The 8,630-nt window shown below is 71.7% G+C and carries 9 protein-coding genes; 1 reads left to right on the top strand and 8 read right to left on the bottom strand.

Annotated features, from left to right (window positions below; translation table 11 throughout):
• Positions 1-356: 356 nt before the first annotated feature.
• The 3 genes from ACFZDK_RS33070 to ACFZDK_RS33060 all read right to left on the bottom strand — a co-directional run bounded on the left by ACFZDK_RS33070 (position 357) and on the right by ACFZDK_RS33060 (position 2,797).
• On the bottom strand, positions 357-1,034 hold the full coding sequence (locus ACFZDK_RS33070; protein ID WP_390977575.1) for a helix-turn-helix domain-containing protein: 678 nt from the start codon (positions 1,032-1,034) through the stop codon (positions 357-359).
• Between the two features lie 58 nt (positions 1,035-1,092).
• Complete coding sequence (locus ACFZDK_RS33065) at positions 1,093-1,653, bottom strand: GH25 family lysozyme (protein ID WP_390977574.1); 561 nt, start codon at positions 1,651-1,653, stop codon at positions 1,093-1,095.
• A 100-nt stretch (positions 1,654-1,753) separates the two neighbouring features.
• Entirely contained in the window at positions 1,754-2,797 is a 1,044-nt protein-coding gene (locus tag ACFZDK_RS33060; RefSeq protein ID WP_390977573.1) for a Ca2+-dependent phosphoinositide-specific phospholipase C, read from the bottom strand.
• 244 nt (positions 2,798-3,041) lie between these two features.
• Here ACFZDK_RS33060 and ACFZDK_RS33055 point away from each other — a divergent pair, with 244 nt between their 5' ends.
• Positions 3,042-3,941, top strand: coding sequence for a PfkB family carbohydrate kinase (locus ACFZDK_RS33055; RefSeq protein ID WP_390977572.1), 900 nt, complete (start codon positions 3,042-3,044; stop codon positions 3,939-3,941).
• A 392-nt stretch (positions 3,942-4,333) separates the two neighbouring features.
• On the opposite strand, the gene ACFZDK_RS33050 is transcribed toward ACFZDK_RS33055, so the two are convergent.
• From ACFZDK_RS33050 to ACFZDK_RS33030, 5 genes are read right to left on the bottom strand one after another with little or no spacing between them, the layout of a single operon-like run.
• On the bottom strand, positions 4,334-4,984 hold the full coding sequence (locus ACFZDK_RS33050) for a VWA domain-containing protein (protein WP_390977571.1): 651 nt from the start codon (positions 4,982-4,984) through the stop codon (positions 4,334-4,336).
• Between the two features lie 14 nt (positions 4,985-4,998).
• Entirely contained in the window at positions 4,999-6,177 is a 1,179-nt protein-coding gene (locus ACFZDK_RS33045; RefSeq protein WP_390977570.1) for a hypothetical protein, read from the bottom strand.
• Positions 6,174-7,388: a protein phosphatase 2C domain-containing protein gene (locus ACFZDK_RS33040; protein WP_390977569.1), complete on the bottom strand. Its 1,215-nt coding sequence runs from the start codon at positions 7,386-7,388 to the stop codon at positions 6,174-6,176. Before ACFZDK_RS33040 ends, ACFZDK_RS33045 begins: the two co-directional genes overlap by 4 nt.
• Complete coding sequence (locus ACFZDK_RS33035) at positions 7,385-7,801, bottom strand: hypothetical protein (protein WP_390977568.1); 417 nt, start codon at positions 7,799-7,801, stop codon at positions 7,385-7,387. The genes ACFZDK_RS33040 and ACFZDK_RS33035 overlap by 4 nt, the downstream gene beginning before the upstream one ends.
• Positions 7,802-7,810: 9 nt before the next feature.
• Positions 7,811-8,524, bottom strand: a complete 714-nt coding sequence (locus ACFZDK_RS33030; protein ID WP_390977567.1) for a hypothetical protein — start codon at positions 8,522-8,524, stop codon at positions 7,811-7,813.
• Positions 8,525-8,630 lie beyond the last annotated feature (106 nt).

Raw genomic sequence — 8,630 nt, 5'->3', positions numbered from 1 at the left:
CTCCGCCGCTACTGCTGCGCCGGAACTGCCGGGTGGGGGTGGTCCGTTCCGTGTCTGTCTGTCGGCTGCCTGCTTCGCCAGTCGGTCCGTTGCCCGCTCCGCCGCTACTGCTGCGCCGGAACTGCCGGGTGGGGGTGGTCCGGTCCGTGTCTGTCTGTCGGCTGCCTGCTTCGCCAGTCGGTCCGTTGCCCGCTCCGCCGCTACTGCTGCGCCGGAACTGACGGGCGGGGGTGGTCCGGTCCGTGTCCGTCCGTCAGCCGCCGGCTGCCTGCTTCGCCAGTCGGTCCGTTGCCCGCTCCGCCGCTACTGCTGCGCCGGAACTGACGGGCGGGGGTGGTCCGGTCCGTGTCCGTCCGTCAGCCGCCGGATGCCTGCTTCGCCAGTCGGTCCGCTGCCCGCACGGCCAGTGACTGGCGGCCCGTGACTATCCAGCCTCGCGCTCGCCACTGTTCGAGGACTCGGCTCACGGTGCGCCGGGAGGTCAGCAGCAGCCCGGCGAGGTCGTCCTGGGAGAGGCTGAGGCCGATACGGTGGCCGGGGCCGTCCGGTTCCGGGAGGCCGCACCGGTCGACGAGGTCGAGGAGGAGGGCGGCGAGGCGGGCGGGGACCGGTTCGGTGATGCCGGCGCGCTGGGCGTCGGCCTCGCGCAGCCGTCGTACCAGAGTCTGCTCCAGGGCCGCGGCGATGCCGGGGCGGGCGCGGGCCAGGACGTGGAAACGGCTGGCCGGGAGGTGCAGGAGGTCGGCGGCGGTGGCCGTGACCAGGGTGGCGGAACGGCGGCCGTTCTCCACCGAGGCCTGCTCGCCGAGGAGTTCGCCCGGGCCGCGCAGCGCGAGCAGGGCGCGGTAGCCGGCCTGCGACTGGGCGACGACCTTCACCCAGCCGTCCAGCAGTACGACCAGATGATCGGACCCCTCGCCCTGGGTCAGGAACTGCCGGTCGGCTGCGAGCGGCACCCGCGTCGCCGCCCGCAGCAGCGCCGCCCGGTCACCGGCGTCGAGGGCCGCCCAGAAGGAGGCGGGGCTGCTCACCACGGTTCACAGTGTGGCCCGGGCACCCCGCCCCGAAACCTGCCGGACGGTCCGTGGGCTCTCAATCCTCTTTCTTCGCCCAGGACTTGAGGGCGTCCTTGTCGTCGAAGTCCGCCACGTTCTTGTCGTGCGGGTCGCTGGTGTACTGGTGGAAACGCCACTTGGCCTTGATGCGGGGGTGGCCGGCGCTGACGTAGTCGGCGATCCAGAGGCCGTCGCCGGCATACGAGGTGGTGTCGATGTTCAGCCAGAAGTTCCGGTTGGTGTAGAGCACGACCCGGTGGTTCGGGCGGAGTTCCCTGACCTTGCGGATGAAGGTGTCCTTCTCGGCGTTGCTCGCGTGGGTGCCGTCGGCGGTGGTCTCCCAGTCGACGGCGAGGATCTCGCCGGCCTTCTCGGGAGCGTGTTTGACGAAGTACTCGGCCTGGGCGGTGAGGTTGCCGGGCCAGAGGAAGTGGTAGAAGCCGACGACCAGTCCGGCGTCGCGCCCGGTCTTGGTCTGGGCGGCCAGTCTGGGGTTGACGTACGAATGCCCCTCCGTCGCCTTGATGAAGACGAAGGAGAGGTCATCCGTGTCGTAACTGGAGGACTGGTACGCGCTCACGTCGATTCCGTGCAGCATGTGGGAGGCTCCCTGGGTGCCAGTGGGGTGACACGCGTTGCAGTTGCGTATTCCGTATTCCCCACCTTGGCATGGGAGATCCGCGCGGGCGCGGGAATTGTCAGCTTCGGGCCGCCACCTCACCGAGCACGGCCGCCGACTTGGTCGACCAGTCCGAGGTGATGATGCTCGCGTGGTCGGCGGCGAGCAGGGCCAGCCGGGCCGCGACCTCGGCGTCGGTCGGGCCGGTGGAGGAGATCGCCGGTGACACGCCGGCGGCGTCCGTCATGATCAGGATGTAGTGGTTCGCGGAGTAGAACGACGTGTCGTAGGCATTGTCGACGTAGGTGGCCGCGTCGCCGTCGAAGATCACGAACCAGGGCCGGATGGAGGAGTCGTAGCGGCTGGTGCGCGGGTCGCCGGCGGCCGCGCCCAGCACGGCCGGGAAGGCCTGGGCCTCGGAGATCTCCCCGGCGGCGGACAGGTCCCGCAGATGGTCGCCGTACTCCTGGTCGGTCCAGTAGTGGTCGAAGGGGTTGGCCTGTTCGACCGTGCCCGGGATCAGTTCGAAGATGAACTTGCCCTTGAGCTGGTCACGGGTGGGCCAGGCGTCGGCCTTGGCGGCCGCGTCGAGCGTGGAGTACGAGGAGCCGAGCAGGTCGGCCGGCTTGTACACGCTGCTGCCGAGCTTCTGGGAGACGAGCGTGTCGAACTCGTCGGGGCCGAGGCCGACGTTGTTGTTGAAGCCGACCTTCAGCTCGACCTTGACGACGACGGGCGCGTGGTCCGGGTGCAGCTGCTCCCAGGCGGCCATGTTGTCGAGGCAGCTGCCGAGGTCCTGGTTGCGGTTCTGGCTGTACAACTCGGCGGGGGTGTCGGCGTGTTCGCAGTTGTTGTCGTTGCCCCACGGATTGCTGTGACTGACCCGCCACCGCTTGCTGATGCTGTCCGCGTACACGTCCAGCTCCAGCAGCGAGGCCCCGGAGTCCAGCGCCTGCGCCCAGTAGGTGTACTTGTCCTTCTCGTACGCGTTGTGCGTACCGATGCCGGTGGTCGCGGAGAACTTCGCCGCGTCCGGGTCCGTGTCCGCGTGCGCGGCGGAGCCCGCCATCGCGAACAGGGCCCCGGCCGCCACGACCGCCGCCAGCCGTCTCCGTACCCGCATGACCCAACTCCCTCGGTTCGGTGGTGAGTTGGCGGCAGCGTACGAGCCGGCGGTTACTTATCGGTAGCCCCTGGGGGAACAGAGGTCCCGGGAACGCGGGGGAGGCTCAGGAGGTCGCGAAGTCCTCGTCCGTGAGGCCGAGCCGGGCCCGTACCCGCTGCCGGTCGTTGCCAGAGGGTGCGACCGCGACCTGTGGACTTTTATGTTTCCTGGCCAGGGAAAATGGGCTGCGTACACTGGCCGCGTGGCGAGGACCGAGGGGCTCTTCGTGGGCCTGTGCACCCTGGACGTCATCCAGCTGGTGGACCATGTGCCCGGGCCGGACGAGAAACTGACGGCCCGTGACCAGGTGGTCGCCGCGGGCGGCCCCGCCACCGGCGCGGCCGTGGCCTTCGGCCGGCTCGGTGGCCGGCCCCGTCTGCTCACCGGCATCGGCTCGCATCCGCTGGCCCTCGGCATCAGGGCGGATCTCGACGCGCAAGGGGTGCGCGTCACGGACCTGGCCGCCGGGCGCGCGGAGCCGCCCGCGGTGTCCTCGATCCTGGTCACCGCCTCGACCGGAGCACGCGCCGTCGCCTCGACCAACGCCACCGGGCGACAGCTGTGGCCCCCGGCCGATCCGGGTGAACCGGACGACCTGGACGCACTGGTGGCGTCCTGCGACATCGCCGAGTTCGACGGGCACCACATGGAGCTGGCCGTCGCCGTCGCGGCCGCCGCCCGCACCGCCGGCCGGCCCACCGTCCTCGACGCGGGCAGCTGGAAGGACGGCACGGACCGGCTGCTGCGCTCGATCGACGTCGCCGTGTGCTCCGCGGACTTCCACCCGCCGGGCACCGCCACCCCCGCCGACACCCTGGAGTTCCTCAGGGACCACGGGGTGACCTGGACGGCCGTCACCGACGGCGGGGCGCCGATCGCGTGGGCGGGTCCCGGGGGCGGCGGCCTCGTCGACGTCCCCGAGACCCGGGTGGTGGACACCCTGGGCGCGGGTGACGTCCTGCACGGCGCCCTCACCCATCACCTCGCCGCACCCGCCACCCTCGACGGCCCGGCCTTCAGCGAGGCCCTGGCACGGGCCGCGGCGGTGGCGTCCCGCGCGTGCGCCTCCTTCGGTACGCGGGCGTGGCTGACGGAGGGCTGACCGGCATCCGCCGGCCGGCCCTGCCGTCTACCACCTGATGACCGGACCCCCGGTGGCAGTGGCAGGGGGAGTGGCACTGGGACTGAAACCGGGACCGGGACCGGGACTGGCACTTGAACTGGCACTGGGACTGGGACTGGGCAGATCGGTGGGTGAGGCCGAGGGCGAACGGTGCGGCGACGGCGCCTCCGAGGTGCGGGAGCGTCCGTGGGTCGGGGCCACGGTCCTCATCGGGTGCGAGTCGCCGCCGTTCCCCTTCGCCGCGGAGTTGAGGACATTGCCCGTCACCTCGATCGCGGCGCCGCAGGTGAGCAGCGCCACGGCCAGCGCGGTCAGTCCGACGGAGGCGCGCGGTGCCCAGGACGACGCGGCACGCGGGTCGACGTCCCTCATCAGTCGACGTATTCCTGGGCGACCTGGACGTACTCGAAGCCCTTGACGTCGGTGGCGATCTGCATCTGACCGGTCTTCGAGGAGGCGATCAGGGTGTTGAGCAGACCGGTGATCGCCGCGCTCAGCGCCGACTCGGTGTCCGAACCGTCGGCGATGAACAGCGCCTTGGTCGCCACCTGCTCCAGCACGTCGCGCTTGGCGCCGCCGAAGCCGTAGGCGATCACGTGCGGATGGCGCGGCCAGTCCCGGTCCACCAGCATGCGGAAGGAGTGCTGCCAGCGCGCGTCGGTCGGACCGCCGTCGGTCAGGAAGAAGACCGTCGGCCGCAGCACGCTGAAGTGCTGCGCCCTCAGGTCGCTGACATCCTGTTCGATGCACTCCCGCACCCGGTCGAAGGTCTTGCCGTACTCCGTGCGCCCGCCGCAGATCACCTCGGGCATGGCCGGCACCTGCTCCATGTCCGACATCGGGATCACCACGTGCACATCGGTGGAGAAGGCGACCACACAGACCCGGGCGAACTCCGAGACGCGGGGATTCGTCGCCAGGTTGTAGTGGAGACGGGAGAGGGTCGCGTTGAGCACCGCCTCGTGCGGCTTCATCGACGAGGACGCGTCGATCACCACATAGGTGGGAAGGCAGAGTGACATGGTGCACCTCTGGGCTAGTGGTTGGAGGCGATGACGAAGAGCAGGATCACGGCCACGACGAGCACGACGATCCACACGTCGTGCGAGGTGGACGTGGGCTTCTCCACGGTGGGTGCCGTGGGCGCCGACGCCGCCTCGACGGGCGCCGGCTGGTGTTTCTCCACGGCCGTGGCGGCGCCGGCGGGGGGCAGCGGAGGCAGCCCGGTGCGCGTCGGACGCGGCACGGTCCTGAGATAGGGCCCGCTGTTCAGGGCCTGGTGCAGCTGGGCGGCCGAGGGCCGTCGCTCGCGGTCGGTCGCGAGCAGCATGTCGAGCAGTACCTCGGAGACGGCGGGCTGGTTCTGCCAGTGGGACCCGGCGACGGTGTGGAAGACGCGCGCGTCACGCAGGCCCGTCAGGCTCTTCGCGACGAGCAGTCCGAGCCGGTAGCGGTCGGTGAACCCGTCCGCGTCGGTGCCCGGCGGGGTGAGCGGGTCGGCCCAGTTCGGCTGGTGGATGTCGGGCATCTTCTTCGGCTGGCAGCCGTCGACGTCGATGAGGTAGACGGAACGCTGGTCCGGGCTCCAGAAGGCGTTGGAGAACGACCAGTCCGAGTAGACCAGGCCGAGGCTCTCCAGGATCGCGGCGAGCTCCGTCAGCCGGCGGCAGGCGTCCAGCCTGCCCGCGAAGCCGGGGGACGGCAGCCCGACACCTCGGATCGACTCGTCGGACTTCGCCAGCCAGTCGATCTCCACGAAGCGGCGCTCGCCGAACGCGCCGCGCCGCAGCTCGGCACGGTACTGCTCGGGAGCCATCGGGATCACACAGCCGACGGCCGGGTTGCCGGGCTCCTGGATCCGGGCCGCGGGCCAGCAGGTCCCGGCGTACAGGGCCGCACGAGCCGCCTCCGGCAGCGTGCCCGGAGCCGAGATCAGCAGGTCGAGCCGGTGGGCGTCCTCCGGGTGCTGGTCCGGCCGGTAGAGCTTGGCCAGCCAGCCCGGATGGTCCGTCAGCGGCCGTACGGCGACGGCCTGGCCGTTGTGTTCGGAGATCGGCTCGGCCAACGGCCCGAGCTCGTCGACGCCCACGGTCCGGGGCAACGCCCAGCCCCGCGGATCGACTGCCGGGCCGTCGCCGTGGCCGTCGCTGTCGCCGTGGCTGCCGCCGTCGCCGACACGGTCGTCGGCGCCGTCGAGGAGAGGCGGTTCTGTCATGCCCGGCCACCGTTCCACACCACGACGGCCGTACGGTCGTCCAGGCACTGCGGTGCGTCGAAGCCGACGTCGGCGGTGAACCGGGTGGCCGGGACCGGCGAGCGCCAGGCGTTCGCGAAGTACGCGTTGACGTTGCCGGCCGGGTCCGCCCACGCGTCGCCGATCCCGTCCGTGACCAGGGCCAGGGCGGCGCCGGGGGCCAGCGAGACGTAGTGGTCCCTGGCCAGTTGCGGTGTGTCCGGCAGTTGCCCGGCGACCTCGTTCGAGACGACCGTGGCCGCACGGTCCTTGGTGTCTCCGGCGGATGTCCGCCACAGCGGGAGGCGCGGATCGAGTGTCCAGGCCGAACTGTCGCCCAGCCACGCGACCCAGGCCTCCGCGACGCCGTTAGCGTCCGGTTCGGCGAGCACCGCGGTGATCAGCACGGTGGCCACCTGCGAGGTGGCGACGCCGCGCCCGGCCGCGTGCGCGGCGACCGATTCCGCGATCCGCCCGTACAGTTCCTTCCCGTCGAGGCCGCCGAAGCCCCGCGTCTCGAGTTGCTCGCGCAGCAGGGTGACGGCCTGGCTGGAGGCCGTGGTGGCCCCGGCGTCGGACCAGGCCGCGCTGGACAGGCCGTCGGCCACGGCGACGATCGCGTACCGGCTGTCCCGGCTCCGTCCGATCCGGTAGGAGTCCTGCCGCGGCTCGGCGGGCCGGGCGCAGCGGTGGCCGGGCCCGATGACGGAAGCCGCGCGGATGGCGAAGGCACCGACCGTGGCCTCGTCGGCGGCGATCCCGTTCTGTACGGTGCGCTCCGGCAGCAGCCAGGGATAGCCCTGGGCGCGGGCGCCGTCGCCGAAGCGGGGAACGCTCAGGTCGGTCGGCCGCTCGCGCAGGATCGGCTGGGACCTCGGGGGCTGGGGCTGGGACCGGGGCTGCGCCACCGCCGTTCCGGTGACGTAGCGGCAGACCGGAGCCGTCGTAGGGGACTGGGCTTCCTGTTCGAGCCGGTCCCGCTGCCGGGCGAGCGTCGCCACGGACTCGGATCCGAGTACGGCCGCCGCGCCGACGACACCCACCGCCGCCAGGGCGAACACGTTCACGAACGGGCCGTACTGCCGATGTGGCGTGCCGACCTCGACGAAAGCCCCGATGACGACGGCCACGAGCAGCGCCGCCCGTACTCGTCCGTTCATCAGGCCGTCCCGCCGGCCGTCGTGCCGGCTCACGGCCGTTCCCCGGAATCGCGGGACGTCGGCCCGGCGGCGAAGTACTGGGTGCCGTGCTGCACCGCGAACACCTCAGCCGAATCGGTGGCGGAATTGACCTGGATCGCGATGTCGGGCCTGTCCGGTGTTCCCAGCGAGGCCAGGGCCCTGACGTCCTGGGCGAACTCCGGGTTCCGGTCGAGCAGTTGGGACAGGGCCTCGGTCCAGTAGTGCACGGACCCGGAGTCGACCGCTCCCCTCGCGGCGGTCGACTGCCGGTCCAGCGCCACGGACAGCTCGTCGCGGCGGCCGCCGCGAGCCCGGGCGAGGATGCCGCTCATCAGCCGCTTCGCCTCCTGCCAGAGATCGGTGCCCACTGCGGTGACCAGAGCGGTGGCGCCGCTCGCGGCCAGCTCGGCTAGTTCCTCGTTCATCGGTGCGTATCAACCCCGGTCGTTGCGGCGGATGTACTGGTTGCCCCGGTGGACGGCGAAGGCCGTGCCGTTCCCGCTGGCCTGGACGAGCTGCTCCGCGCTCCGCGGCCCGGGTTCCGAAGGCCGCTCGCCGGAGCCGGAGTCCCGGCCGGGATCGACGCGCGGCCCGACCGGGCTGCCGGGGTACCAGAGCCAGGCCCGCGCGGCGTACTCCTTGACCCGGACGTCCGCCGCGGTGAAGGCGTCGGCCTCGAGCCCCTCGTAGCCGTGCCCGACCGTCTCCTCGTAGAAGTGCTGCGAGAGGATCGCGGCGACCGGGGTGCCACTGGTACCGGTGAGGGTCGCGTGCCGCAGCGGGGCCGAGTCGAGCAGCCGGGCCAGCACCTCGAAGGGGGCGCCGGAGACCGTGCCCTCCGGGTCCACCAGGATCTCCCCCGCGTGCACCGCGGCCCGCAACCGCAGTCGGGCGTCCACGGGGGCCCGCCGGTTGTGCTCACGGATCCGCGCACTCAGCTCCGGGAGCAGCGGAACCAGCAGTCCGGCCTTGGGCAGCGCGGCCGGGGCGACGAGCTGGAAGCCGTCGCCGGTGTCGACGTACGCGAAGTCCCGCGCGTCCAGATCCGCCACGTCCAGGGCGTCGGACAGCGCGGTGCGCAGTACGCGGCGGATCTCCTGCTGCCGTTGCTGACCGCGGCCCGCGGAACCGGCGATGTCGCAGGTCAACAGGGCTCGGTATGGATACCTCGGATTCACAGTTCCTCCGCGATCACGACGGGGGCAGGCACTTCGACTGATCGATGTGCCGACGTCCCGGTCATCCGATGTCGAC

This window comes from Streptomyces sp. NPDC007901 (assembly GCF_042959465.1).
Lineage (GTDB): Bacteria > Actinomycetota > Actinomycetes > Streptomycetales > Streptomycetaceae > Streptomyces.
The sequence above is the reverse complement of the archived record's forward strand: the minus strand, read 5'-3'. Positions and strand labels throughout refer to the sequence as shown.

Bases quoted from the DNA above. Each gene is read 5' to 3' on its own strand.
- ACFZDK_RS33065 (WP_390977574.1), bottom strand. From the start codon at position 1,653: ATGCTGCACGGAATCGACGTGAGCGCGTACCAGTCCTCCAGTTACGAC.
- ACFZDK_RS33060 (WP_390977573.1), bottom strand. From the start codon at position 2,797: ATGCGGGTACGGAGACGGCTGGCGGCGGTCGTGGCGGCCGGGGCCCTG.
- ACFZDK_RS33050 (WP_390977571.1), bottom strand. From the start codon at position 4,984: ATGTCACTCTGCCTTCCCACCTATGTGGTGATCGACGCGTCCTCGTCG.
- ACFZDK_RS33045 (WP_390977570.1), bottom strand. From the start codon at position 6,177: ATGACAGAACCGCCTCTCCTCGACGGCGCCGACGACCGTGTCGGCGAC.
- ACFZDK_RS33035 (WP_390977568.1), bottom strand. From the start codon at position 7,801: ATGAACGAGGAACTAGCCGAGCTGGCCGCGAGCGGCGCCACCGCTCTG.